This window comes from Pseudodonghicola xiamenensis DSM 18339 (genome assembly GCF_000429365.1).
Taxonomy (GTDB): Bacteria; Pseudomonadota; Alphaproteobacteria; order Rhodobacterales; family Rhodobacteraceae; genus Pseudodonghicola; species Pseudodonghicola xiamenensis.
Map to the genome: position 1 here is coordinate 33,133 of NZ_AUBS01000001.1, position 22,550 is coordinate 55,682.

Annotated in this window: 24 protein-coding genes and 2 riboswitches; of the genes, 12 read left to right on the forward strand and 12 right to left on the reverse strand. The window is 66.6% G+C overall.

Annotation, left to right across the window (positions count from 1 at the left end):
- From G455_RS0100160 to G455_RS26850, 3 genes are all read right to left on the reverse strand, one after another.
- On the reverse strand, window positions 1-822 hold the full coding sequence (locus G455_RS0100160) for an ABC transporter permease (protein WP_028091814.1): 822 nt from the start codon (window positions 820-822) through the stop codon (window positions 1-3).
- Between the two features lie 4 nt (window positions 823-826).
- On the reverse strand, window positions 827-1,762 hold the full coding sequence (locus G455_RS0100165; protein ID WP_028091815.1) for an ABC transporter permease: 936 nt from the start codon (window positions 1,760-1,762) through the stop codon (window positions 827-829).
- 64 nt (window positions 1,763-1,826) lie between these two features.
- Window positions 1,827-3,344, reverse strand: coding sequence for an ABC transporter substrate-binding protein (locus tag G455_RS26850; protein WP_028091816.1), 1,518 nt, complete (start codon window positions 3,342-3,344; stop codon window positions 1,827-1,829).
- Between the two features lie 119 nt (window positions 3,345-3,463).
- Here G455_RS26850 and G455_RS0100175 point away from each other — a divergent pair, with 119 nt between their 5' ends.
- The 11 genes from G455_RS0100175 to G455_RS0100225 all read left to right on the forward strand — a co-directional run bounded on the left by G455_RS0100175 (window position 3,464) and on the right by G455_RS0100225 (window position 14,155).
- Window positions 3,464-4,336: a LysR family transcriptional regulator gene (locus G455_RS0100175; protein WP_028091817.1), complete on the forward strand. Its 873-nt coding sequence runs from the start codon at window positions 3,464-3,466 to the stop codon at window positions 4,334-4,336.
- Window positions 4,337-4,539: 203 nt separating this feature from the next.
- A complete protein-coding gene (locus G455_RS0100180) occupies window positions 4,540-4,914 on the forward strand; it encodes a hypothetical protein (RefSeq protein ID WP_035365864.1) in 375 nt (124 codons plus the stop codon).
- A 208-nt stretch (window positions 4,915-5,122) separates the two neighbouring features.
- Window positions 5,123-6,418: an extracellular solute-binding protein gene (locus tag G455_RS0100185; RefSeq protein ID WP_028091819.1), complete on the forward strand. Its 1,296-nt coding sequence runs from the start codon at window positions 5,123-5,125 to the stop codon at window positions 6,416-6,418.
- Between the two features lie 107 nt (window positions 6,419-6,525).
- The gene (locus tag G455_RS0100190) at window positions 6,526-7,500 is read left to right on the forward strand and encodes an ABC transporter permease subunit (protein WP_028091820.1); all 975 of its coding nucleotides are present in this window, start codon (window positions 6,526-6,528) and stop codon (window positions 7,498-7,500) included.
- 4 nt (window positions 7,501-7,504) lie between these two features.
- Window positions 7,505-8,347 carry a sn-glycerol-3-phosphate ABC transporter permease UgpE gene (gene ugpE, locus G455_RS0100195; RefSeq protein ID WP_028091821.1) on the forward strand — a complete coding sequence of 281 codons (843 nt, stop codon included), beginning with the start codon at window positions 7,505-7,507 and terminating at the stop codon, window positions 8,345-8,347.
- Between the two features lies 1 nt (window position 8,348).
- Window positions 8,349-9,419, forward strand: coding sequence for a sn-glycerol-3-phosphate import ATP-binding protein UgpC (locus G455_RS0100200; protein ID WP_028091822.1), 1,071 nt, complete (start codon window positions 8,349-8,351; stop codon window positions 9,417-9,419).
- Window positions 9,416-10,393: an endonuclease/exonuclease/phosphatase family protein gene (locus G455_RS0100205; RefSeq protein WP_028091823.1), complete on the forward strand. Its 978-nt coding sequence runs from the start codon at window positions 9,416-9,418 to the stop codon at window positions 10,391-10,393. Before G455_RS0100200 ends, G455_RS0100205 begins: the two co-directional genes overlap by 4 nt.
- 119 nt (window positions 10,394-10,512) lie before the next feature.
- Window positions 10,513-10,720: riboswitch (cobalamin riboswitch) on the forward strand.
- Window positions 10,721-10,891: 171 nt separating this feature from the next.
- Window positions 10,892-11,902 carry an ABC transporter substrate-binding protein gene (locus tag G455_RS0100210; RefSeq protein ID WP_028091824.1) on the forward strand — a complete coding sequence of 337 codons (1,011 nt, stop codon included), beginning with the start codon at window positions 10,892-10,894 and terminating at the stop codon, window positions 11,900-11,902.
- An 80-nt stretch (window positions 11,903-11,982) separates the two neighbouring features.
- Window positions 11,983-12,954, forward strand: coding sequence for a FecCD family ABC transporter permease (locus tag G455_RS0100215; protein WP_051312071.1), 972 nt, complete (start codon window positions 11,983-11,985; stop codon window positions 12,952-12,954).
- A complete protein-coding gene (locus tag G455_RS0100220; protein ID WP_028091826.1) occupies window positions 12,951-13,721 on the forward strand; it encodes an ABC transporter ATP-binding protein in 771 nt (256 codons plus the stop codon). The genes G455_RS0100215 and G455_RS0100220 overlap by 4 nt, the downstream gene beginning before the upstream one ends.
- Window positions 13,721-14,155: a pseudoazurin gene (locus G455_RS0100225; protein WP_028091827.1), complete on the forward strand. Its 435-nt coding sequence runs from the start codon at window positions 13,721-13,723 to the stop codon at window positions 14,153-14,155. Before G455_RS0100220 ends, G455_RS0100225 begins: the two co-directional genes overlap by 1 nt.
- A 25-nt stretch (window positions 14,156-14,180) precedes the next feature.
- Here G455_RS0100225 and cobF read toward each other — a convergent pair whose 3' ends face one another.
- The 7 genes from cobF to G455_RS0100260 form a co-directional block, all read right to left on the reverse strand.
- On the reverse strand, window positions 14,181-14,945 hold the full coding sequence (cobF, locus tag G455_RS0100230) for a precorrin-6A synthase (deacetylating) (RefSeq protein WP_028091828.1): 765 nt from the start codon (window positions 14,943-14,945) through the stop codon (window positions 14,181-14,183).
- A gap of 62 nt (window positions 14,946-15,007) precedes the next feature.
- Complete coding sequence (locus tag G455_RS0100235; RefSeq protein WP_028091829.1) at window positions 15,008-15,685, reverse strand: energy-coupling factor ABC transporter permease; 678 nt, start codon at window positions 15,683-15,685, stop codon at window positions 15,008-15,010.
- 79 nt (window positions 15,686-15,764) lie between these two features.
- Window positions 15,765-15,984: riboswitch (cobalamin riboswitch) on the reverse strand.
- Window positions 15,985-16,001: 17 nt separating this feature from the next.
- Entirely contained in the window at window positions 16,002-16,721 is a 720-nt protein-coding gene (gene cobA, locus G455_RS0100240) for a uroporphyrinogen-III C-methyltransferase (protein WP_028091830.1), read from the reverse strand.
- Window positions 16,718-18,049: a cobyrinate a,c-diamide synthase gene (locus tag G455_RS0100245; protein WP_035365867.1), complete on the reverse strand. Its 1,332-nt coding sequence runs from the start codon at window positions 18,047-18,049 to the stop codon at window positions 16,718-16,720. The genes cobA and G455_RS0100245 overlap by 4 nt, the downstream gene beginning before the upstream one ends.
- A complete protein-coding gene (gene cobM / locus G455_RS0100250) occupies window positions 18,046-18,831 on the reverse strand; it encodes a precorrin-4 C(11)-methyltransferase (RefSeq protein WP_028091832.1) in 786 nt (261 codons plus the stop codon). The genes G455_RS0100245 and cobM overlap by 4 nt, the downstream gene beginning before the upstream one ends.
- Window positions 18,828-19,190 (reverse strand): cobalamin biosynthesis protein, encoded by a 363-nt coding sequence (locus G455_RS0100255; RefSeq protein ID WP_028091833.1) that lies wholly within the window; start codon window positions 19,188-19,190, stop codon window positions 18,828-18,830. The genes cobM and G455_RS0100255 overlap by 4 nt, the downstream gene beginning before the upstream one ends.
- Entirely contained in the window at window positions 19,187-20,374 is a 1,188-nt protein-coding gene (locus tag G455_RS0100260) for a bifunctional cobalt-precorrin-7 (C(5))-methyltransferase/cobalt-precorrin-6B (C(15))-methyltransferase (protein ID WP_028091834.1), read from the reverse strand. Before G455_RS0100260 ends, G455_RS0100255 begins: the two co-directional genes overlap by 4 nt.
- Here G455_RS0100260 and G455_RS0100265 point away from each other — a divergent pair.
- Window positions 20,373-21,122, forward strand: a complete 750-nt coding sequence (locus G455_RS0100265) for a cobalt-precorrin-6A reductase (RefSeq protein WP_028091835.1) — start codon at window positions 20,373-20,375, stop codon at window positions 21,120-21,122. The genes G455_RS0100260 and G455_RS0100265 overlap by 2 nt on opposite strands.
- Here G455_RS0100265 and cobJ read toward each other — a convergent pair.
- Entirely contained in the window at window positions 21,098-21,835 is a 738-nt protein-coding gene (cobJ, locus tag G455_RS0100270) for a precorrin-3B C(17)-methyltransferase (protein ID WP_028091836.1), read from the reverse strand. The two genes, G455_RS0100265 and cobJ, sit on opposite strands and share 25 nt — an antisense overlap.
- Complete coding sequence (locus tag G455_RS0100275; protein ID WP_028091837.1) at window positions 21,832-22,548, reverse strand: precorrin-2 C(20)-methyltransferase; 717 nt, start codon at window positions 22,546-22,548, stop codon at window positions 21,832-21,834. The genes cobJ and G455_RS0100275 overlap by 4 nt, the downstream gene beginning before the upstream one ends.
- Window positions 22,549-22,550: the final 2 nt, after the last annotated feature.

Consider the following 22,550-nt stretch of genomic DNA (forward strand, 5'->3'; position numbering starts at 1 on the left):
TTATCCCTTCGGTTTCAGCGCGACCGATAGGCCTTCGCCCAAAAGCGAGAAGGCGATGCCGATCCAGACGATGGCGAGGCCGGGAAACAACGTCATCCAGGGGGCCTCGCGCATGTAGTCGATGCTCTCGACGATCAGGAGACCCCATTCCGGCGCCGGCGGTTGTACCCCCAGCCCGAAGAAGGACAGCGCCGCCACCGCCTGCACCGTCAGCACCACGTCGGACATCGAATAGACCAGCGCGGGGGTGACCGCATTGGGCAGGATGTGGCGCAGCATGATGCGGGGTTTGCCGAAGCGCAGCACCCGGGTCGCCTCGATGAATTCGAGCCGGCCGATCAGCAGCGTCTCGCCGCGCACGATGCGGGCATAGCCGATCCAGTTGACCAGGAAGAAGGCGATATAGAGATTGGCCTCGCTCGGGCCCAGGACGCCGACGATGGCCAGCACCAGCACATAGAAGGGAAAGGCCCAGACGATATCGGTCAGCCGCATCAGCGCCGCATCGACGCGGCCGCCGAAAAAGCCCGAGACCAGCCCGATCAGCACCCCGAAGGCCATCGGCCCGAAGACGCAGATCAGCGCCAGCCGCAGGTCATAGACGGCGCCGGCCATCACCCGGGTGAAGATGTCGCGGCCGAAATTGTCGGTGCCGAACCAATGCGCGGCCGAGGGCGGCTGCAGGGCATTGCCGAAGTCCAGCGCGAAGGGGTCATAGGGTGACAGCAGCGGGGTCAACAGGGTTGCCAGCAGGGTGGCAAGCAGCATCAGCAGGGCGAGCGCGCCGGCCGGGCTGCGCAGCAGATCTTTCAGAACTTGCATGGGGTCACTCCAGCCGCACGCGCGGGTCGGCCAGCGCATAGAGGATGTCGGTGATCAGGTTCACGATCACCACCATGATGGCGAAGAAGACCGTAAGTCCGCGGATCACCGGCAGGTCGCGCGACACGATGGCGTCGATCAGCAGGCTGCCGAGCCCGGGAACCGAGAAGATCTTTTCGACCACGACGGTGCCGCCGATGATCCAGCTCACCCGCACGCCGATGATCGAGATGGTCGAGATCAGGCTGTTGGGCATCACATGGCGCAGGAAAATCTCGTGCCGGCGCAGGCCCTTGGCACGGGCGGTATCGACGTAATCGGCCTTCATCGTGTCGATCAGCGCGGCGCGCAGCGTCTGCTGGATCAGCGCGGCGGTCGACAGCCCGACTACCAGCGAGGGCAGAAACAGCCGATAGAGGTTCTCGGCCAGCCCCTCGCCGACGCCGCCGGTCGGAAACCAGCCCAGCCGCAGCGACAGCCAGAGGATCAGCACATAGCTGAGCCAGAAGGGCGGCACCGCGATCAGCGCCACGAAGATCTGGCGGATGGCGTGATCGGCGGGGCGGCCCCGCCTCAGCGCCGCGAGGCTGGCGAAGGGCAGGGCGATCACCAGGGCGATCAGGGTCGAAAGCGCGACGATCCCCAGGGTGAAGGGCAGCCGTTCGGCCACCAGCGTGATCACCTCTTTCTTGTGGAAGATCGACACGCCGAAGCTACCGGTCAGGCAATCGCGCAGGAAAAGGAGGTATTGCTGCCAGACCGGCAGGTCGAGGCCCCAGAGCCGGCGCATCTCGGCCAGCTCCTCGGCGCTGGCCCGGGTGCCCATGGCGCGCTCGGCGGCATCGCCAGGCATCACCTGCAACAGCAGGAAGCCGATCAGCGTGATGCCGATCAGCACCGGCACCAGCATCAGCAGACGTTTGAAAATGACCTGTATCATCAGTGGTTCGGGGCCTTTCTGGGGAACCCGCCCGGGCCGGTCGGCCCGGGCGGGTTCGGATCGGTTACTTGTCGAGGGTCACGTCTTCGAGACGGAAGTTCGAAGTCGGCAGAACCTCGAACCCCTTGACGTAATCCCGCTGCGCCCAGGCGGTCGCCGGGTGGAACAGGAAGACGAAGGGGGCGCCGTCATGCAGGCGCTGCACCATCTCCTTGAACATCGCCTCGCGCTCCGGCCCGTTCACCGTCTTGCGCTCGTCGGCGTAAAGTTCGTTCAGCCGCTCGTCCTTCCACTGGGTGTGATAGGCATTTGCGCGCTCGGGGTTCACTGCGACAAAGCCGATGATCTGATCGGGGTCGATGGTGTCCGAGGTGGTGTAGGAAACCGCCATGTCGTAATTGCCGGCCTTGGTGGTCTGCCACTGGGTGCCGCTTTCCAGCATCTGCACCTTCAGCTTAACGCCGACCTGCTGCAGCATCGCCTGCAGCGCGATGGCGGCGTTGCGGCTGGTGGCCTTGCCGGAATCGACCGCCAGCTCGGCCTCGAACCCGTCGGGATAGCCTGCCTCGGCCAGCAGCGCCTTGGCCTTGGCCGGATCATAGGGATAGGGCGCGAGGCCGGGATCGGCGTATTTCATCACCGGCATGGCCGAGGCCGCCGGCTTGCCGCGCCCATAGAGCACGCCCTTGACCAGTGCCTCCTTGTCGACCGCATAGTTCAGCGCCTGGCGCACCCGCAGATCGCCGAAGGGGGCCCGCGTGGTGTTCATCAGCACGAAATCGGCGCGATAGGGGATCACCTCGCCGGTGGTGATGCCGGCTTCCTTCGCCAGAGTGTCGAGCTGGTTCAGCGGCGGATCGAGCGCGACATCGACCTCACCGGCCTCGAGCTTGATCGCCCGGGCCGAGGGTTCGGTCACCACGCTGAGCACGGCTTCGTCCACCGCCGGCTTGCCGGCCTGCCAGTAATAGGGGTTCTTGTCGAGCGTGATGCTGGCGCCGCGGGTCCAGTCCTTGAGCACGAAGGGGCCGGAGCCGACGGGCGCGTCGAAGAAGGCATCGCCTTTTTCTTCCAGAAGTTTCTTCGGCAGGATCGCTGCGGCGAAGAGCGCGAGGTTGTTGAAGGCCGGGGTGAAGGGCTTGTCCAGCGTCATCACGATCTCACGGTCGTTGACGATCTCGAAACCGGTGATCGGGTTGAAGAAGCGGCCCCAGCCCGAGGCCTTGGAGCCGGCGCGCTCGATCGAATATTGCACGTCCTCGGCGGTGACCGGGCTGCCGTCCGAGAATTTGGCGTCGCGCAGCTTGAAGGTCAGGGTCAGCCCATCGTCGGAAACGGTCCAGCTTTCCGCTAGACCGGGCTCCAGCCCGGTGCCGGATTTGTCGGGCCGGATCAGCGTGTCGTAGATCAGGAGCTGGGTCCAGATGGAGCCGTTGTCGCTGGTGGCGATCGGGTCGAGGCTGACCGGATCGTAGCCCATGGCGACGCGAAGGGTTTCGGCCCAGCTTGCCGGGGCGGCCAGGCTGGAGACGGCCACGGCTGTCGCCAGAAGCAGAGAGCGGAACTTGAGTTTCGGTATCATTGTTTTGGTTGTCCTCACCTGTGGGGCCGCGGTCTTCAGCGGAATGCGTCCTCCAGGTTAGACAGCCTCATATCATTCGTATAATAATAAATAGACGTGTTATTACTAATGGGCTGATAATGAATCTGCGCGAGATGGAGCTGTTCGGAACCCTGATGCGGGTGGGGACGACAACTGAAACCGCCCGGTTGCTGGGGATTTCCCAGCCCGGTGTCTCTGCCCAGCTCAAGCGGCTGGAAAGCCGGCTGGGGTTGTCGCTGTTCCACCGCACCGGCAACCGGTTGGAGCCGACGCGCGAGGCCAATGAGATCTTTGCCATGGCGGCGCCGATCTTCAGCGCTCATGCCGATATCCGTGCCAAGCTGCCCGAACTGCGCAACCTGGCGTCGCGCCCGGTGTCGGTCTCGGCTACGCCGGCGCTGGTCGAGGGGTTTCTGGGCCCGGTGCTGATCCGTGCCGGGTTCCAGAACTGGAAGAAACGGCTGAACCTCAGGGTGCATTCGCCGGAGGACGACCTGCGACGTGGCGATGCCGATATCGGCATCCAGATGGCGTTGCCCCCAAAGGCAGAGTTTCAGGCCTATACCGTCGGGCGCAGCAATCTGGTGGCGATCATGCGCGAGGCGCATCCGCTGGCGCGGCAGGAGAGGCTGTTCTGCGCCGCCATCGCCGAACATCCGCTGGTCTGCTATAACGCCGACTGGTCCCCGATGGGGGCAACCATCCGTGCTGCCTTCGTGGCGCAGGGGCTGGTTTATGATCCGGTCTGCACGGTGCCCTTCTGCGCCAATGTCTGCGACATGGTGCGGGCCTGTGGCGGGGTGGGGATCGTCGATTCGCTGACGGTGCGCGATTATGCCATGCAGGGGCTGGTGGCCCGGCCGATCGTCGATATCGCCGAAATCAAGATCATCGCCTTTCATCGCCGCAACGAACCCTTGCGGGCGCCGATCCAGGATTTCCTGTCCACGTTGCGCGGCGAGGCCAATTAGACCGTCGGGCCCGCAGGGTGGCATCCGCGCGCCCGCGCCGTCCGGGCTGGTGATGCGGATTGCACTAGGGATTTCATCGGGGATTGCACAGGGGCTTGCAGTGTGAACGCCTTTGTGGAGAAGTGCTTTTGCAGTATGATTGCCGCGGGGTGTGGTCAAAGCGCCCTGCACGAGAACGAATTCAATTTCCGAAAGGGTCAAGTATGCTCAGAATCAAAGCTCTCGCTGTCATCCCTCTTCTTTGCATGCTGCCAGCGTGCGAGAATTCCGGAGCGAATTATACGCCGGTCATCGACGGTTCCGTGGGGCCGAATTATTCCAACGATCTCGCATATTGCCAGGCCCTCGCGTCGCAGCAAGGCACCTTCTCGAACAATACGGCGGCCACTGCCGCGACCGGTGCCGTAATCGCCGGCGGCACCACGGCGGTGCTCAACAACAAGGGCACCAACGTTCGGGATGCGACCCTCGTCGGTGCCGCGGCCGGGGTTGCCGCAGGCGCGCTGCAGCAGCAGCAGAACAAGGAAGCCATCATCAAGAACTGCATGCGTGGCAGGGGCTATCGTGTCGTCGGCTGACGGCCGGACCCGATCCTGACCACCAGTCGGACAAACACCCGATGTTTCGCGCCCGGAGGAGTGATCCTTCGGGCGCTTTGCGTTCGGAGAGCCGTGTCGACCGACGCGGGGCATTGGACGTCATTAAATGGTCATCTCACTGATACGAAACTGTTGCTTCTGACACGTAGCCGTCGCGCCGACACGAACTCCTGAAAGGATTAGGGACATGTTCAAGACCGCGACAGCAGCCATCGCGCTTGCACTGACCGCCTCTACCGCTTTCGCGGCCACCGATATCACCTGGTGGCACGGTATGGGTGGACGTAACGGTGAGGTCATCAACGAGATCTCGCAGAAGTTCAACGCATCGCAGGATCAGTGCAAGCTGACCCCGATCTCGAAGGGCACCTATGAGGAAGCTCTGTCGTCGGGCATCGCCGCCTTCCGCTCGGGCGAACAGCCGAACATCCTGCAGGTCTTCGATGCCGGTGCGGCCACCATCATCGCCGCCAAGGGTGCGACCATCCCGGCCGAGGATCTGATCAAGGGCGCGGGCGAAAAGTTCAACCGCGAAGATTTCATCGCCGGCGTGCGTAACTTCTATGCCGACAGCGACGGCAAGTTCATCGGCATGCCGTTCAACTCTTCGGCGCCGATCATGTATCTGAACACCGAAGCCTTCGAGAAGGCCGGGGTCGAGCCGCCGAAGACCTGGGAAGATTTCGAAAAGATCGCGCCCAAGCTGAAAGAGGCCGGCTATCTGCCGATGACCGCCTCGCAGTTGACCTGGATGATGGTCGAGAACTTCAAGTCCCGCAACAACCAGCAATTCGCCACCAACAACAACGGCTATGATGGCATCAAGGGCACTGAACTGGTCGCCAACGACGCCAATCAGGTGATGATGTTCGAAAAGCTCAAGGAATGGGCGGATCAGGGCCTTTACGGGTTTTACGGTGCCGGCTGGGCCGACAACCTGAAGCCCTTCGAAGAAGGCAAGGCGGCGATGTGGATCGGCTCCTCGGGGTCCTTCGGCGGTTTGCAGAAATCGGCTAAGTTCCCCTTCGGTGCGGTCTTCATGCCCTATTGGGGCTCGATCGAAGGCGCTGGCACCCAGAGCTTCATCGGCGGCGCCGCGCTTTTCGCGATGGCTGGCAAGCCCAAGGCGGAAAACGACTGTACCGCCAAGTTCTTCACCTTCCTGACCGCGCCGGAAACCCAGGTCTACTGGCATGAGAACACCGGTTACGTGCCGGTGACAGAGGCCGCTTACGAACTGGCCAAGTCGCAGGGCTATTATGACGAGAAACCGGTCGCCGAGGTCGGTATCCAGCAGCTCATGCTGCCGGGCGGCGAATGGACCAAGGGCTATCGGATGGGTTTCTATCCGCAGATCCGTTCGGTCATGGAACGCGAGTTCAACCGCATCTTTTCGGGCGAAGTCTCGGTCAAGGACGCCTTTGACACCATCGAGAGCGAAGGCAACGCCCTGTTGGCGCGTTTCGCCAAGACCGCAGGCTGAGCCTCAGGCAGACGGCATTCACGGGGTTTCGGGTTTTTGCCCGGAACCCTTTCGCAATTTGCGGGCCGCGTCTGCGGCTCGCTCCCCCTCCGGACAGGAGACAACCGGTGACCGACACCCCCCTCAGCGCCCAGGGACCAACCGCCCCCTCGTTCCTCCACCGTCTGCGTGACTGGTGGTCCGGCGAAACCGCCAACCCGGTCAAGCGCGTACAGTTCGGCCATGGCCTCACGCCCTGGCTGTTCGTGCTGCCGCAACTCGCCGTGGTGGTAATCTTCTTCTACTGGCCCTCGGCGCAGGCGGTGACCTCGTCCTTCTATATCGAGGACCCCTTCGGCTTCGGCTCCACCTTCGTGGGGATGGAGAATTACGCCGACGCGCTCGGCAGCAAGGAATACCTCTCGACCGCCTGGTTCACCGCCTTCTTCTGCGTGGTGGTGACGGCGCTGGCGCTGGGCATCGGGCTCTTGCTGGCGGTCAAGGCCGACAAGGTGATCCGCGGGGCGGAGAGCTACAAGACGCTGCTGATCTCGGTCTATGCGATCGCGCCGCCGGTGGCGGGGCTGATCGGCATGATGTTCTTCGACATGCACATGGGTCCCTTCACCCGGCTCTTCGCCTTCTTTGGACACGAGTTGCGGGTGGGGGTGGATTACTGGGATACCACCATCGCGCTGATCACCATCTCGGTCTGGAAGCAGATCCCCTATAACTTCATCTTCTTTCTCTCCGGGCTGCAATCGGTCCCTGTCTCGGTCCGCGAGGCAGCGCTGATCGACGCGCGCTCCGGTTGGCGGCGGTTCAAGGATGTGACCCTGCCGCTGCTGGCGCCGACGGCTTTCTTCCTGCTGATCATCAACATCACCTATACGATGTTCGACACCTTCCCGATCATCGACGTGATCGTGAAGGACAAGCCCGCCAACAACCCGATGACGCTGGTCTACAAGGTCTATCTGGACGGCTTCAAAGGCAACGACATCGGCGGGTCGTCGGCGCAATCGGTGATCCTTATGGTGGTGGTGGCGGCGCTGACGGTGCTGCAGTTCCGCTTTCTCGAACGCCGCGTGCATTACGGGTGAGGCCATGCAAAAGATCAAACCCTTCGACCATCTGATCCTGATCCTCGGCACGCTGTTTCTGTGTGTGCCGGTGCTGATGGCGCTGATGTCCTCGACCCACACCGCGGTCGATATCCATTCCAACGGGTTGTTCATCACGCCCGGATCGAACGGCTATGCCACCTATGAAAAGGTGCTGACTCATCGCGGCGGTTTCACCGGCGATGTCACCGGTCTGTTGATGCTGAAAAACTCGCTGATCATGGGCTTCGGCTTTGCGATCGGCAAGATCGTGCTGTCGATGATGGCGGCCTATGCGCTGGTCTATTTCCGGTTCCGTTTCGCAACGGTGCTGTTCTGGATGATCTTCGCCACGCTCCTGTTGCCGTTGGAGGTGCGCATCATGCCCTCCTATCAGGTGATGAGCCAGTTGCACCTGCTGAACAGCTATACCGGGCTGATCGTGCCGCTGTTGGCCTCGGCCACCGGCACGTTCTTCTTCCGCCAGTTCTTCAAATCGGTGCCGGACGAATTGCTCGAGGCCGCCCGTATCGACGGGGCAGGGCCTTGGAAATTCTTCATCGACGTGCTGGTGCCGCTGTCGAAGACGATGATGGCTGCGATCTTCATCATCATGTTCATCTACGGCTGGAACCAGTATCTCTGGCCGCTGCTGATGACCACGGACGAGAGTTTCTACACCCTCATGCGTGGCATCAAGTCGATCCTGCAGGTTTGGGTCGGCAGCCAGATCCCCGATTATAACGAAGCCTTCGCCCTTGCGGTGCTGGCCATGGTCCCGCCCGTCGCCGTGGTGGTGATCTTCCAGCGCATGTTCATCAAGGGCCTGACAGAAAGCGACAAGTGACATGGCAGAGCTTACTCTCAACGCGGTCGGCAAGACCTATTCGGGCGGCGTCAAGGCGGTGTCGGGCGTCGATATCCAGATCTCCGACGGCGAATTCATCGTGCTGGTGGGGCCGTCGGGCTGCGGCAAGTCCACGCTTCTGCGCATGGTCGCGGGGCTTGAGACGGTGACCGATGGCGAAATCCACATCGGCTCGCGGCTGGTCAACCAGCTCGACCCGGCGGAACGCGATATCGCCATGGTGTTCCAGAACTATGCGCTCTATCCGCATATGACGGTGCGCGACAACATGGCATACGGGCTGAAGAACCGTCGCACCCCCAAGGCCGAGATCGAGACCCGCGTGGCCGAGGCGGCGCGGATGCTGGAGCTGGGCCAATACCTCGACCGCAAGCCGCGGGCGCTTTCGGGCGGGCAGCGGCAGCGGGTCGCCATGGGGCGCGCCATCGTGCGCCAGCCGGCGGCCTTCCTGTTCGACGAACCGCTGTCCAACCTCGACGCCAAGCTGCGGGTGTCGATGCGGATGGAGATCCGCAAGCTGCAACAACGTCTGGGCACCACCTCGCTCTACGTGACCCACGACCAGCTCGAGGCGATGACGCTGGCTGATCGGCTGGTGGTGCTGAACGGCGGTCGGGTCGAACAGATCGGCGCGCCGCTCGAAGTCTATCGCAAGCCGGCCTCGACCTTCGTGGCGGCCTTCATCGGCTCTCCGGCGATGAGCCTGCTGGACGCCACTGTCGAAGGTGGCCGGCTGATGCTGGAGGGTCATGTGTTGGCCGAGGTCGATCACAAGGCAGGGCCGGTGACGTTGGGGCTTAGGGCCGAGGATTTGCGTCTGGTCGCCCGTGGCGGCGTGCCGATGCGGGTCGAATATATCGAGGAGCTCGGCGCCCACCGGGTGGTTCACGGCATGGTTGGCGACCAATCGCTTGCCGTCGTCGATCAGGGGGCGGAAGCGCCGGGCGATCTGATCCATATCGCCGCCGATCCAGCCCGTCTGCATTTGTTCGACGCGGCGACCGGTCAGCGGATCGACGTGCGCAGCCGGGTGGGGGAATTCGCCCGATGATCCGCGACACCACCCCGGCGCTGCCGGTGCCGGGCGCCGATGATCTGGCGATCCGTGACCTCCCGCGTCAGATCGGGGTGCATGATGCCCATATGGCGCGGGTTCCCGGCATGAACCTGATCGAGATCGGCGGGACTGGCGGCTCGGCGCCCTTGCCCCTGCCGGTCACGGTCGGGGCCTGGAACCTTGAACGCTGTCTCTTTCCAGAGGCGGCGGCGGCGAAGATGCGCGACTGCGACGTCATTCTGGTCTCCGAGATGGACAACGGCATGGCGCGGAGCAAGCAGCGCAACACCACCCGCGACATGGCGGTGGGCCTCGGCATGTCCTATGCCTATGCGGTCGAGTTTCTGGAACTTGGCCTCGGCTCCCCCATCGAACTGCAGTTCTGCGACGACGATCGCAATGCGCTGGGCTATCACGGCAACGGGCTGATGGCGAAGACTACGCTCGGCGCCCCCTTCGCCCTGCGTCTGTGGGGAGAGCGGCAGTGGTTTTCGGATGCCGAACAGCCGCGTCTGGGTGAGAGGATCGCCGTCGGTGCCACGGTCGAAACCGAGGCCGGCCCGTTTCTGGCCATCTCCACCCACCTGGAAAGCGCCTGCGGGCCGGAGCATCGCGAACGGCAGGTCGCCGGGCTGATCGCTGCGATCGACGCGGAATTTCCCGGCCTGCCGGTGCTGATCGGAGGCGATCTGAATACCGGCAACCACAACGAAGGCGATTGGCGGGCCGAGGGGCTGTTCGACCTGGCGCGTGCCGCCGGTTTCACCGTGCATGGCGGGGCAGAGGATCAGCCCACCACGCGGCCCAGCCTGATCACCCGCTGGCCCGAGCGTGCCATGAAGCTCGACTGGTTCCTGGCGCGCGGGTTGCGGCTGAGCGAGACCGAGATTCGTCCGTCACCGGACCCGGACGGGCGGCCGCTGTCGGATCACGATGCCATTGTTACACGGATTGTCGGGCTGGCGTGACGCGTCCCTGTCCGGCGCCCGGGCGGGTGCCGTACCCGAAACGGTCTCCTCAGGCCACCGGGGAGGCGGCCTTGCGGTCGCGCGCGGTTGGCAAAGCTGTTGTCACCGCCGGGGCGGTTGCCTAGAACGTCAGTGTCGGTTTCCGAATGGAATCAAAAGGGAATCCGCCACCGCTGTTGTTTCTTGCGCAGCGGTGAACCGGAACTGCCCCCGCAACTGTAGGCGGTGAGCAGGCTGCGAATACGCCACTGTGGCCCTGTGCCATGGGAAGGCCGCTGCCTGCACAGACCCGCCAGTCAGGAGACCTGCCGACACTGTCTGTAACGCGGCCCGGGCGGGGTGTCCGGGGAGGTGTCGAATGAGCTTTGTCCTGCGGTGTCTCCTGGCACCGGCCCTTGCCAGACCAAATGCGCCCGCCGTCTCGGCCCGGGTGTGGTTCAGCCGGTGGATCGGCCTTTCCGTCCTGTCTCTGGTCGCTTCATCAACCGGAGACCATAGATGTATCCCAAATCCCTGATCGCAGTGGCCATCGCGGCGCTGTCTGTCGCTCTGCCGGCGGGGGCCGGCACGACCTATCCGTTGCAGTTGGAAAACTGCGGCGTGGAGTTGAACTTTGATCACGCACCGGACAGTGCGGTTACCGTCGGCCAGGCCGCGACCGAGATCCTCTATGCGCTGGACCTGGGCGATCGCGTCAAGGGCACCTCGGTCTGGTTCACCAAGGTGCTGCCGGAATTCGAGACGGTGAACGAAGCGGTGGAGCGTCTGGCCGACAACGACCCCAGCTTTGAGAGTGTCGTGGCCAAGCGGCCGGGTCTGGTGGCGGTGCAATATGAATGGCACGTCGGCCCGCAGGGCATCGTCGCCACCCGCGACCAATTCGCCGATCTGGGCATTCCCACCTATATCCTGCCCGCCGATTGCATCGGCAAGGACAATACCTCAGGCTCCGACGGCACCCGGACCCAGCTCTATTCGATGGAGAGCCTTTATCTGGGGATCGTCGAACTGGCGCAGATCTTCGATGTGGGTGAGCGGGGCGAGGAGGTCGTGGCCGATCTGCGTGGACGTGAGGCGGCGGCAATCGCCAAGGCGCGGGGGCTCGGGCTCAAGGATACCTCGGCAGTGTTCTGGTTCTCCTCCGCCGAGATGGATATCGACCCCTATGTCGCCGGCCAGGGCGGCGCGCCGGCCTATATGATGAAGGCGCTGGGTCTGCGCAACGTGGTCGAAAGCAACGAGGAATGGCCGACCGTCAGCTGGGAGACCATCGCCCGGGCCAATCCTTCGGTGATCGTGGTGGCGCGGATGGATCGCCGCCGGTTCGAGGCCGACGATGTCGAAAAGAAGCTGGCCTTCCTGCGCAGCGATCCGGTTACCAGCCAGATGGAGGCGGTGAAGCACGACCGGATCGTCATCCTTGACGCCCATGCGATGGATCCGTCGATCCGCAATATCTCGGCGCTTGAGGCGCTGGCTGCGGCGCTGCCGGGGCTGAGCGGTCAGTGAGCCTCGTCGTCTCGACACCCGGCGCTTCAGCGCGTCCCTTGGCCCGCTCCGTGATCTTCTGGGGCGGGGCGGGGGCCGTGATGCTGATGCTGGCGATCTTCGCCGGCGTCGTGATCGGCGAGACGCCGCTGCCGTTATCGACGGTGGCGGCGGTCTTCGCCAACGTCCTTTGGGACGCGGGCCATGCGGTCGATCCGATCGACGCGGGTATCGTCTGGAGCTATCGGCTGCCACGCAGCCTGGTGGCGGCGGGCTGCGGCGCCGGGCTGGCGCTGTCGGGGGTGGTGCTGCAGGCCCTGGTGCGCAACGCGTTGGCCGACCCCTATCTGCTGGGCGTTTCGGCCGGGGCCGGGGCGGGGGCCGTGGCGGTCACCATCCTGGGTCTGGGCGGCGGCGCGCTGGGGCTATCGGCGGGGGCGTTTTCCGGCGCCACGCTGGCCTTCGTTCTGGTGGCGCTGCTGGCGCGGGCGGCGGGTGGCGGATCGGCGCAACTGGTGCTGGCCGGGATCGCGGGGTCGCAATTGTTCAATGCGCTGACCTCTTTCTTCATCGCCAAATCCGCCAATGCCGAACAGGCGCGCGGCATCATGTTCTGGCTGCTTGGCAACCTCTCCGGGGTGCGCTGGCCGGATGTGTCGCTGGCCGCGCCGACGGCGGTTCTGGGCTTCGTGATCTGCCTCTGGTTCGCCCGGGCGATGGATGCCTTTTCCTTCGGTGCCGGTTCCGCCGCAGCGCTTGGCGTGCCGGTGCGGCGGGTGCAGGCGGTGCTGATCGGGGTCACCACCCTGATGACCGCCACCATGGTCAGCCTGGTTGGGTCGATCGGCTTTGTCGGGCTGGTGATCCCCCATGCGATGCGCATGGTGGTCGGGCCGCGTCACGCCCGGCTGGTGCCGGCGGCAGCCCTGGCCGGCGCCGTCTTTCTGATCGGGGCCGATATCGTGTCACGCCTGCTGATTCCGGGGCAGGTGGTGCCGATCGGCGTTGTCACCGCCCTGGTCGGGGCGCCGGGGTTTGCCCTGATCCTTCTGCGCAACAGGAGGCGGCTATGAGGCTTGCGGCACGGGGGCTGGGCTGGAGCGCGGGCGCGCCCATCGTCGAAGACGTCTCGCTCACCATCGAACCGGGAGAGACCTTCGGCCTGGTCGGGCCGAACGGGTCGGGGAAATCGACCCTGCTGCGGATGATGGCGGGGTTGATCCCCCGCACCCGGGGCACGGTGCATCTGGGCGGCCGCCCGCTGTCACGTCTGTCCCGCCGCGAGGTGGCGCAGCGGATCGCTTTTGTCGAGCAGATCGCCGACACCTCCGAGGCGCTGAGCGTGCGCGATGTGGTCGAGCTGGGACGCACCCCCTGGCTGTCGGCGTTGGCACCGTTTTCACCCAGCGATGGCATGATCGTCGACGAGGCGCTGCAGGCGGTGGGCATGGCCGGCTTGGCGTCACGACGCTGGGCGACGCTTTCCGGCGGCGAACGTCAGCGGGTGCAGATCGCCCGGGCACTGGCGCAGCGCCCCCGGGTTCTGATCCTGGACGAACCGACCAATCATCTGGATATCCATCACCAGCTTTCGCTGTTGCGTCTGGTCAGCCGGCTGCCGGTCACCGTGGTGCTGGCGCTGCACGATCTCAACCAGGCGATGGGCTGCGACCGGCTGGGGGTGATGCAGGAGGGCCGGATGGTTGCTTGCGGCAGGCCTGTCGAAGTGCTGACGCCGGAGCGTCTGGCTGCGATCTTCCGGGTCGGCGCCACGCCGCTGTGCGACCCGGTCGATCAGACCACTATCTTTCGTTATCATTGTCTAGAGGAGGGAGCTTGATGAAGCCCTTTGCCCTTTGCCTTGCCCTGTTGGCGGGCAGTCCCGCGCTGGCCGAAATCCATGAGGTGCGGATGTTCAACCGTAACGACCACGGCGCCATGATCTATGAGCCCGACTTTCTGCGGGTGGCTCCCGGTGACAGCGTGCGGTTCATTCCCGAACAATCCAGTCACAACGCCGCCACCATCGACGGCATGATCCCCGCGGGCGCCAGCCCGTTCAAAAGCAAGATCAATCAGGATTTCACCGTTACCCTGACCGAGCCCGGGCGCTATGGCATCAAATGCTCACCGCATTTCGCCATGGGCATGGTGATGTGGATCGAGGTGGGCGAGGGCGCGCCCGGTGGCCTGTCCAGCGATCTTCCCGCCGATCTACCCAAGCGCGCCCGGGCGCGATTCGAACAGATCCTGGCGGCGCATCGGGAGGATTGACCGCCAAGCACGCGGGACCGCGGCCTCAAGCCGGGGCCCGCCGCCGCATCAGATAGATATCCATGATCCAGCCGTGATCGGCGCGGGCGCGGGCGCGGGTTGCGGCGATCCGTGGTGCGATTTCCGCCAAGGGGCCGGACAGGCGGAGCTCCTCGGCCATGCCGGCATAGGCCGACCACCAGATCTCGATCCCCTCGGGCTCCAACACGTCAAAGGCGCAGCCCGCGTCCAGCATGACCACGACGGTCTCGGCCCCCTCGGGCCAGCCGTGATCGCGCAGCCGTCGCCCGGTGGTGATGGTGACAGGCGCGCCGATCCGGTTCAGCGGGATCGCGTGACCTGCGGTCAGCGCCTGGATCGAGGTGATGCCGGGGATGACCTGAAGGGCGAGGGGAAGCGCTGCCGTCACCCGCTCGGCGATCCGAAGCGTGCTGTCATAAAGCGAGGGATCGCCCCAGACCAGAAACCCCACCTTGCCGGCGCCCCGAGGCAGGCCTGCGCGGATCTCGGCCGCCCAGACGCGGGCGATGGCATCATGCCAGTCGTCGACACCGGCGCGGTAATCGGGATTGGCGGTATCGCGTTTCGGTAGGTCGAACTCGCGCAACTGCGGGGTGTCACCGGTGATCACCTCCTGACAGATGCGGCGGCGCAGCCCGGCCAGATCGTCCTTGCCCGGGCCCTTGCGCGGGATCAGGATCAGGTCGGTGGCCCGTATCGCCTCGGTGGCCTCCCGGGTCAGGTGCTTGGGGTTGCCGGTACCGATACCGATCAGGAAAAGCTCGATCATGGACGCTCTCGGAAAGGGGCGCGACCCCGGTATCGGGGCCGCGCGGAAGGAGGGAGGGGCGATCAGCGCGCGTCGTAAAGGCGCGGCGTCACCATCGGGCTGCCGCGCAGCCCGTGCAGAGCCTTGGCTGCGGCCAGTACTGCCAGATCGGCCAGCGGCTCGACCAGGATGACCAGCATATAGGCGCCGCCGAAAGTGGCGATAGAGGCGATATTCGCGGCTCCGAATCCCTGGCCGTAGAAGGCCCAGAAGGCGACCCAGGCCACCACGCCGCCCTGATAGGCGGTCGAGAGCGCCAGCGCCTGACGGTATTTCAGATCGACATAGGGGGTATGGGGCGCGATGATCTTATGCGCCAGCGCCTGCACCGCGAAAAGCGGCACCAGCAGCGTGGTCATGTTCATGCCGTATTGCGGAAGGTCGAAGGGGGCGAAGAACACGCCCTGGATCAAGAGACCCAGCGCCAGACCCAGGGCCGCGGGCGCCGCCCCGAAGATCAGGAACAGGGTCGAGCCGAGGATGAAATGCACCTCGGACACGCCGACGGGGTAATGCGGCAGGATTTCGAAGAAGGTGAAGACCAGTGCCGTGGTCGCCACGCTGCGCAGCGCCAGCGAGGCCGCGCCGCTTTCGCGCAGACTGTCGATCGCGGTCTTGGCGGTATAGGTGGCCGCACCGGCGGCGGTGGCATAGCTGAGGAAAATCTTGGCTCCGGCAACGAGCCCGGGTTCGATATGCATGTCGTTTGTCTCCTTACCCGTCTCACCCGACGGGATTTCTGAGGGAAGGCCGGCTGGGGGCCGGTCTGTGAGATCGCCACTTGGGCGTCGCGGGACGGCAGGTCTCCTGACTTGCGGGTCGTGGCGCGGCTCCGGGCCTTCCCGGCCCCTTGGGGCCAGTGGCGTGTTCCGGGCAGGCTCGCCGCTTTACAGTTGCGGGGGCAGTCGCGGATCGGGAGCCTTCGGGGGCCCCATACCGTGTTCCCTTTTCATCGGGCGGGCTGTGACGCGCGCGCGACACCGTCCTGTTTCAGGCTTCAGAACTGTTGTTGAGCTGTCAATCCTCCTCTGCCAATGGACCGAAGAGAATGAGGGCGGGGGCATCGCCCGGGGCGCTTTGGTCCGCCGCCAGCCCGGCGAGGCTGTGGCGGCTGAGCCGTTCGGCAGGGGTCGAGACGCCTTCGGCCAGCAGCGCCGGTGTATCTGCCGGCAGGCCGACCGCGATCAGCCGCTCTGCAAGGCCCGCGAAGGTGCGCCGGCCCATGTAAAGCGCGGTGATCGCACCGGGATCGGCCAGCGCCGCCATGTTCAGCCCTTCGGGCAGGGCGCCGGTGACGTCATGGCCGGTGACGAATTGCAGCCGCCGCGCGGTCTGGCGCCGGGTCAGCGGGATGCCAGCGGCGGCGGCGGCGGCCGAGGCGGCGGTCACGCCCGGGATCACCTCATGGTCGATGCCGGCGGCACGCAGCGCGGTCAGCTCTTCCTCCAGCCGGCCGAAGATACCGGCATCGCCGGATTTCAGCCGCACCACCCGGGCGCCGGTGCGGGCGTAATCGACCAGCAGGCGGCTGACGTGATCCTGCCGGGGCGACGGGCGACCGGCGCGCTTGCCGACGCCGACCAGATCGGCGCCAGCGCGCGCGTGTTCCAGGATCGGCCCGGCGGAGAGATCATCATAGAGAACCGCATCGGCGCGTCTGAGCCGATCGACCGCCTTCAGGGTCAGAAGCTCCGGATCGCCGGGGCCGGAGGAGACGAAGCTGACGAAACCGCTCATGCCGTGGCCTCCGCGATCAGGTGAAAGAAGGTGCCGGTGGCCAGGCCCCGGCGCGATCCGGTTTCCGCCACCTCGGCGCCATTGGCGTCGGTGACGCGGGCCAGCGGCGCATCGGGCTGATCGAGGATGGTGGAATAGTGGAACTCGTGCCCGCGCAGGCGGGCGCCCGCGCCGTGGCCCGGCAGCGGGGCGGCAAGCTCCGCCAGGCGATAGCCCAGATGCATCCGCCGCTTTTCATAGGAGGTGACAAGGCCAAGGAGCCCGGCCATCTGGTGGCGCGCCCCGTCCTTGTCGATCAGCGCCGCGCCCATCGCCATATAGCCACCGCATTCGCCATGCACCGGCCGGGTCTGGCCAAAGGCGCGTAGACCGGTGCGGAACCGCTCCGCCGCGGCAAGCTGGCCCGCGTAAAGCTCAGGGTATCCGCCCGGCAGCCAGCAGAGATCGGCAGAGGTATCGGGCGCCTGATCGGCCAGCGGCGAGAATGGCAGTATCTCTGCCCCGGCCTCGCGCCAGCTTTCCAGTAGATGCGGGTAGACGAAGGAAAAGGCCGCATCGCGGGCCAGGGCGATCCGCTGCGCGGGGGGCATTGGCGAGGCGCTGGCGGCACCGGTGGTGGTGGTGCCATGGGCAGCGGCCAGCAGCCGCGGCAGGTCGACATGGTCCGTGATGGCGCGGGCAGCGCGGTCCAGCAGATCGTCGATCTCGCCGTGTTCCTCCGCCTGGACCAGACCCAGATGCCGCTCTGGCACCTCGACCGCCGCCTGACGCGGCAGCGCGCCCAGAACGGGAAGGCCCGCGGCCGCCATCCCGACCCGCACCAGCGCCTCGTGCCGGGGGCTCGCCACCCGGTTCAGCACCACGCCCGCCAGTGTCACATCCGGGCGGAGGCGGGCGAAGCCCAGGGCGGTCGCCGCCGCCGATTGCGCCTGGCCCGAGACGTCGATCACCAGCACCACCGGCCAGCCCATCGTGGCGGCGATATCGGCGCTGGCGCCGTTGCCGGCCTCGCCGGGGCGGGCGACGCCATCGAACAGGCCCATGGAGCCTTCGGCCAGGATCAGATCGGCGCCGGCGGCGCGCGCCACCAGCCCGGCCATCATCCCCGGCGTCATCGCCCAACTGTCGAGGTTGAAGGACGCCCGGCCACAGGCGGCACGGTGAAACCCGGGGTCGATGTAATCCGGCCCGCTCTTGAACGGCTGCACGACGCGCCCCTGCTGGCTGAGCGCGCGCAACAGCCCCAGCATCAGCGTGGTCTTGCCTGTGCCCGAGGCCGGGGCGGAGATCATCAGTCCCGGGGGGAGGGGCGCAGATCTTCGCGTCATTCCGTGCCCTCCGGGAAGCGGGGGGCGGCGCCGACCGGGCGGAACCGTCGGTCGTAATCGCCGGCATAAAGCCGGCTTTCCCCGAACTCCTCGGCCCCGAGCGCCGGGCCCACCAGGATCAGCGCGGTGCGCCCGCGTTCGCCTTCCGTCGCGGCCTCCAGCGTGGAAAGCGTCGCCTTGACCACCCGCTGATCCGGCCAGCTCGCCCGCCAGACCACCGCCGCCGGGCAGTCGGGGCCGTAATGCGGCGTCAATTCCGCCACCACCCGCTCCAGCACATGGACAGAGAGGTGAATGGCCAGCGTCGCGCCGGTGGCTGCGAAATTCACCAGCGTCTCGCGCTCCGGCATGGCCGAGGCGCGGCCCGATGTCCGGGTCAGCACCAGCGATTGCGCCACGCCCGGCAGGGTCAGCTCCGCCCCCAGGGTGGCGGCGGCGGCGGCGAAGGCGGGCACGCCCGGGGTGACGTCATAGGGGATGCCCATGGCGCGCAGGCGGCGCAGCTGTTCGCCCATCGCCGACCAGACCGACAGATCGCCCGAATGCAGCCGCGCCACGTCCTGGCCTGCGGCATCGGCGGCGGCGATCTCTGCCATGATCTCGTCCAGCGACAGCGGGGCGGTGTTCACGATGCGGGCGCCTTCGGGGCAATGTTGCAACAGCGCCTCTGGCACCAGCGATCCGGCATAGAGGCAGACGGGGCAGGCGGCGATCAGGTCGCGGCCGCGGAGCGTGATCAGGTCGGGCGCGCCGGGGCCGGCGCCGATGAAATGAACGGTCATGTCTTTGGTCCTTCTGCGATTGCGGCGGTGGCCATGCCGCAGGGGGAAATCACGCGCGGCGCGATGAGCCGGGCGCCGGGGCCAGCGGCGGCCAGCGCCGCAGCCTCGGCCAGCGATCCGGTGCCGAAACGCGTGATCTGGTTGGGGGATTGGGTAAGGGTGATCTGCGATCCAAGCGCTGCCTCTGTCACCGGCAGCACCGGCAGGCCACGCTCGGCCGCCAGCACGCGGAGCTGTGACGCATCGGCCTTGCGGTCGAGCGTGGCGAGCGCCTGGGCATCGCCGCCGGCAAGATCGAGCGCGGCACGCAGGGCGGCGACGGGGGCGCCGGCGCGAAAGCCGATCCCGGCGACCCTCATCGGATGACGCTCCATTGGGTGACCGGGCGGGCGCGGGTCCAGCCGCGCATCCGGCCCAGCGGCGCGGCCTCTGACAGCTCCACCCGGATCAGGCTGCCGCCTTGTTGCCCGTGCCACTGGGTCAACAGCGCCTCGGTCTCCAGCGTCACCGCATTGGCAACCAGCCGGGTGCCGGGGCGGAGTGTCGTCCACAGGGGCTCGAGCAGCGCTTGCGATCCACCGCCGCCGACAAAGACGCAGTCGGGGGCGGGCAGGGCGGCGAGCGCCTCGGGGGCCGCGCCCTCGATCACCTCGATCCGGTGCGACAGGCCGAAGCTTTCGGCATTGGCGCGAATGGTGGCGGCGCGGTCGGCGCGCGGCTCGATGGCGATCGCCCGTGCGCCCGGTGCCGCCAGAGCCCATTCAACCGAGATCGAGCCGGAGCCGCCGCCGATGTCCCAGAGCAGTTCCCCCGGACGCGGCGCCAGCGCCGATAGCGTCAGCGCCCGCACCGGTCGCTTGGTGATCTGCCCGTCATGGGCAAAACGGTCGTCCGCCAAGCCGCTGGCGCGCGGCAGGCCGGGGCCGCCGGCGGCCTGGATGGCCATGGCGACGGGGGTGGCGATATCGGTCAGATCGAAGGCGTCGGCGCGGGCGTGACGGATCCGTTCGCGCGGGCCGCCCAAGGCCTCCATCACCCACAGGTCCGAGGCGCCGAAGTCTTGCGTCTCCAGCCAGCAGGCCAGTTCCGCCGGGGCCGATCCATCGCGCAGCAGGCAGATCGCCCGCATCCCCGGCGCCAGCCCGGGGCGCAACCGCGTGAAGGGGCCGGCATGCAGGCCGAGGCACAGCACCTCCTCCAGCCGCCAGCCAAGTCGCGCGGCGGCGAGCGAAAAGGTGGAAGGCGCCGGAAAGGCGCGCCATTCATCCGGTGCAAGATGCGCCGCCAGACTGCCGCCGGCGCCATGCCAGAAGGGATCGCCCGAGGCCAGCACCGCCACCCGCTGGCCCCGCAGCGCCAGCACCGGCGCGACCGAGAAGGGCACCGGCCAGTCCCGACCACGATCCCCCGCACCGACCAGCGCCAGATGCCGGGGGCCGCCGAAGATCACCTCTGCCGCCGCCAGCGCTTCGCCGCTTGCGGTCGTAAGCCCGCTCAGTCCATCTTCGCCGAGACCGATGATACTGACCCAGGGCTCAGACATGACACGCATCCTTCTTCTCGGCGGCACGACCGAGGCCAGCCAGCTTGCCCGCGCATTGGCCGAGGCCGGGGTGGAGGCGATCTTTTCCTATGCCGGGCGCACGGCGCAGCCGGTGGAACAGCCGTTGCCGACCCGGGTGGGCGGCTTCGGCGGGGTGGCGGGGTTGGAGAGTTTCCTGCGGGAGGAGGGGATCACCCATGTGGTGGATGCCACCCATCCCTTCGCCGCCGGGATGAGCCGCAACGCGGCAGAGGCCTGCGATGCGGCGAATATCCCGCTCTGCGCGCTGGAACGCACGCCCTGGCAGGCCAGGCCGGGGGACGACTGGTGTCATGTTCCCGACATCCCCGCAGCCGTCGCCGCCCTGCCGGAGGCGCCGGCCAGGGTCTTCCTCGCCATCGGTAAGCAGACGCTCGACGCCTTCGCGGTCAAGCCGCAGCACCACTACCTGTTGCGGCTGGTCGATCCGCCCGAAGCACCGCTGCCCTTGCCCGATACGGCGGTGGAGATTGCGCGCGGCCCCTTCACCCTCGACGGCGATCTGGCGCTGTTGCGCCAGCATGCGATCGACCGGATCGTCGCCAAGAACGCGGGCGGGACAGGGGCGCGGGCCAAGCTCGACGCCGCGCGGGCGCTGGGGCTGCGGGTGATCCTGATCGACCGGCCCGAGGTGCCGGCGCGGCAGGTCTTCGCGACAGTGGCCGAGGTGATGGACTGGCTGTCTCATTCCGCGCGCCTCGGGGTATAGACGAAGCGACCGACGCGGCGGGTGTCGGCATTGCCGAGGATCACCATGGTTCGCATGTCGGCCATCTCTGCCGTCGCCTCGGCCAGCGTCACCGTTCTCAGCACCTCGCCGGGTTTGGTCACGTCGCGGGCAAAGCTGATCAGCCGGTCGCCGCCGCATTCCTCGCGCAGGATCTCCAGCGCGCGGGCGAACTGGTGGGGCCGGGATGTCGAGCGCGGGTTATAGAACCCCATGGCAAAGCCCGCCTGCGCCGCCAGCCGCAGCCGTTGTTCGATCAGCGCCCAGGGCTTGAGGTTGTCGGAAAGATTGATGGCGCAGAAATCATGCCCCAGCGGCGCCCCCAGCCGGGCGGCGGCGGCGAGCATGGCGGTGATCCCGGGCAGGATGCGGATATCGAGCGTCAGCCAATCCCGGGGCCCGGCCTCCAGCGCCTCGAAGAGGGCGGAGGCCATGGCGAAGACCCCGGGGTCGCCAGAGGAGACGACGACCACCCGCCGCCCTTCGGCCGCCAGCCGCAACGCATGGGTGGCGCGGTCCAGTTCCACCCGGTTGTCGGAGGGATGGAGGGTGAGCCCATCGCGCGGCGTGACACGGGCGACATAAGGAATATAGCCGATCACATCGGTGGCCTGATCCAGGCTCGCCTGAACCTCGGGCGTCACCAGCGCGTCATCGCCGGGGCCCAGACCCGCAACCGCGATCCAGCCGCTCATGGCCGCCGCCCCTGGCCGTGCACCAGGGCGATCGAGAAATAGGGCACCGGCCCCTCGACCTCTTCCAGCCGGCGCACCGATTGCCCGGGCATGGTGCCGCGTTCGACCAGCCAGGCGTCAGACAGCCGCCCGGCACGCTTGAGCGCGCGGCGCAGTTTCGGCAGGTTTCGGCCGATCTTCATCACCACCAGCGCGTCGGTATCGGCGGCGCGGCGGGTCAGATCGTCCTCGGGCAGGGTGGCCGCCAGCACCGTCAGCACATCGTCGCCCCAGGTGATCGGCTGGCCCGAGGCGGTCCAGCAGCCCGACATGCCGGTGATGCCCGGCACGATCTCGACCTCGGCCCGCCCCTCAAGGCGGGACTGCAGATGCATGAAGGAGCCGTAGAAGAACGGATCGCCCTCGCACAGCACCACCACGTCCTCGGCCTGCGCCAGATCGGCCAGCCGTGCCGCCCAATCGTCGTAGAAGGCGGCGAGCAGGCGGTTGTACTCCGGATCGCTCACCGGGATTTCGGTGGTGACGGGATATTCCATCGCCAGTTCATGGACGTCGTCGCACAGCATCCCCTCGACGATCTGGCGCGCCTGACCGGCACGGCCGGCCTTGCGGAAAAACGCCACCTGCCGGGCGGAGGAGATCAGCCGATAGGCGCGCAGGCTCATCAGATCGGGGTCGCCGGGGCCGAGGCCCACGCAGATCACACGGCCCATCG

Excerpts from the sequence above, each read along its gene's own strand:
- G455_RS0100225 (WP_028091827.1), top strand. The coding sequence starts at position 13,721 with ATGAAGCCCTTTGCCCTTTGCCTTGCCCTGTTGGCGGGCAGTCCCGCG.
- G455_RS0100220 (WP_028091826.1), top strand. The coding sequence starts at position 12,951 with ATGAGGCTTGCGGCACGGGGGCTGGGCTGGAGCGCGGGCGCGCCCATC.
- G455_RS0100165 (WP_028091815.1), bottom strand. The coding sequence starts at position 1,762 with ATGATACAGGTCATTTTCAAACGTCTGCTGATGCTGGTGCCGGTGCTG.
- G455_RS0100255 (WP_028091833.1), bottom strand. The coding sequence starts at position 19,190 with ATGAGGGTCGCCGGGATCGGCTTTCGCGCCGGCGCCCCCGTCGCCGCC.
- G455_RS0100180 (WP_035365864.1), top strand. The coding sequence starts at position 4,540 with ATGCTCAGAATCAAAGCTCTCGCTGTCATCCCTCTTCTTTGCATGCTG.
- G455_RS0100175 (WP_028091817.1), top strand. The coding sequence starts at position 3,464 with ATGAATCTGCGCGAGATGGAGCTGTTCGGAACCCTGATGCGGGTGGGG.
- G455_RS0100210 (WP_028091824.1), top strand. The coding sequence starts at position 10,892 with ATGTATCCCAAATCCCTGATCGCAGTGGCCATCGCGGCGCTGTCTGTC.
- G455_RS26850 (WP_028091816.1), bottom strand. The coding sequence starts at position 3,344 with ATGATACCGAAACTCAAGTTCCGCTCTCTGCTTCTGGCGACAGCCGTG.
- G455_RS0100245 (WP_035365867.1), bottom strand. The coding sequence starts at position 18,049 with ATGACGCGAAGATCTGCGCCCCTCCCCCCGGGACTGATGATCTCCGCC.
- G455_RS0100275 (WP_028091837.1), bottom strand. The coding sequence starts at position 22,548 with ATGGGCCGTGTGATCTGCGTGGGCCTCGGCCCCGGCGACCCCGATCTG.
- cobA (WP_028091830.1), bottom strand. The coding sequence starts at position 16,721 with ATGAGCGGTTTCGTCAGCTTCGTCTCCTCCGGCCCCGGCGATCCGGAG.
- ugpE (WP_028091821.1), top strand. The coding sequence starts at position 7,505 with ATGCAAAAGATCAAACCCTTCGACCATCTGATCCTGATCCTCGGCACG.
- G455_RS0100160 (WP_028091814.1), bottom strand. The coding sequence starts at position 822 with ATGCAAGTTCTGAAAGATCTGCTGCGCAGCCCGGCCGGCGCGCTCGCC.
- cobJ (WP_028091836.1), bottom strand. The coding sequence starts at position 21,835 with ATGAGCGGCTGGATCGCGGTTGCGGGTCTGGGCCCCGGCGATGACGCG.
- cobF (WP_028091828.1), bottom strand. The coding sequence starts at position 14,945 with ATGATCGAGCTTTTCCTGATCGGTATCGGTACCGGCAACCCCAAGCAC.
- G455_RS0100185 (WP_028091819.1), top strand. The coding sequence starts at position 5,123 with ATGTTCAAGACCGCGACAGCAGCCATCGCGCTTGCACTGACCGCCTCT.
- G455_RS0100235 (WP_028091829.1), bottom strand. The coding sequence starts at position 15,685 with ATGCATATCGAACCCGGGCTCGTTGCCGGAGCCAAGATTTTCCTCAGC.
- G455_RS0100205 (WP_028091823.1), top strand. The coding sequence starts at position 9,416 with ATGATCCGCGACACCACCCCGGCGCTGCCGGTGCCGGGCGCCGATGAT.
- cobM (WP_028091832.1), bottom strand. The coding sequence starts at position 18,831 with ATGACCGTTCATTTCATCGGCGCCGGCCCCGGCGCGCCCGACCTGATC.
- G455_RS0100260 (WP_028091834.1), bottom strand. The coding sequence starts at position 20,374 with ATGTCTGAGCCCTGGGTCAGTATCATCGGTCTCGGCGAAGATGGACTG.
- G455_RS0100215 (WP_051312071.1), top strand. The coding sequence starts at position 11,983 with ATGCTGATGCTGGCGATCTTCGCCGGCGTCGTGATCGGCGAGACGCCG.
- G455_RS0100265 (WP_028091835.1), top strand. The coding sequence starts at position 20,373 with ATGACACGCATCCTTCTTCTCGGCGGCACGACCGAGGCCAGCCAGCTT.
- G455_RS0100200 (WP_028091822.1), top strand. The coding sequence starts at position 8,349 with ATGGCAGAGCTTACTCTCAACGCGGTCGGCAAGACCTATTCGGGCGGC.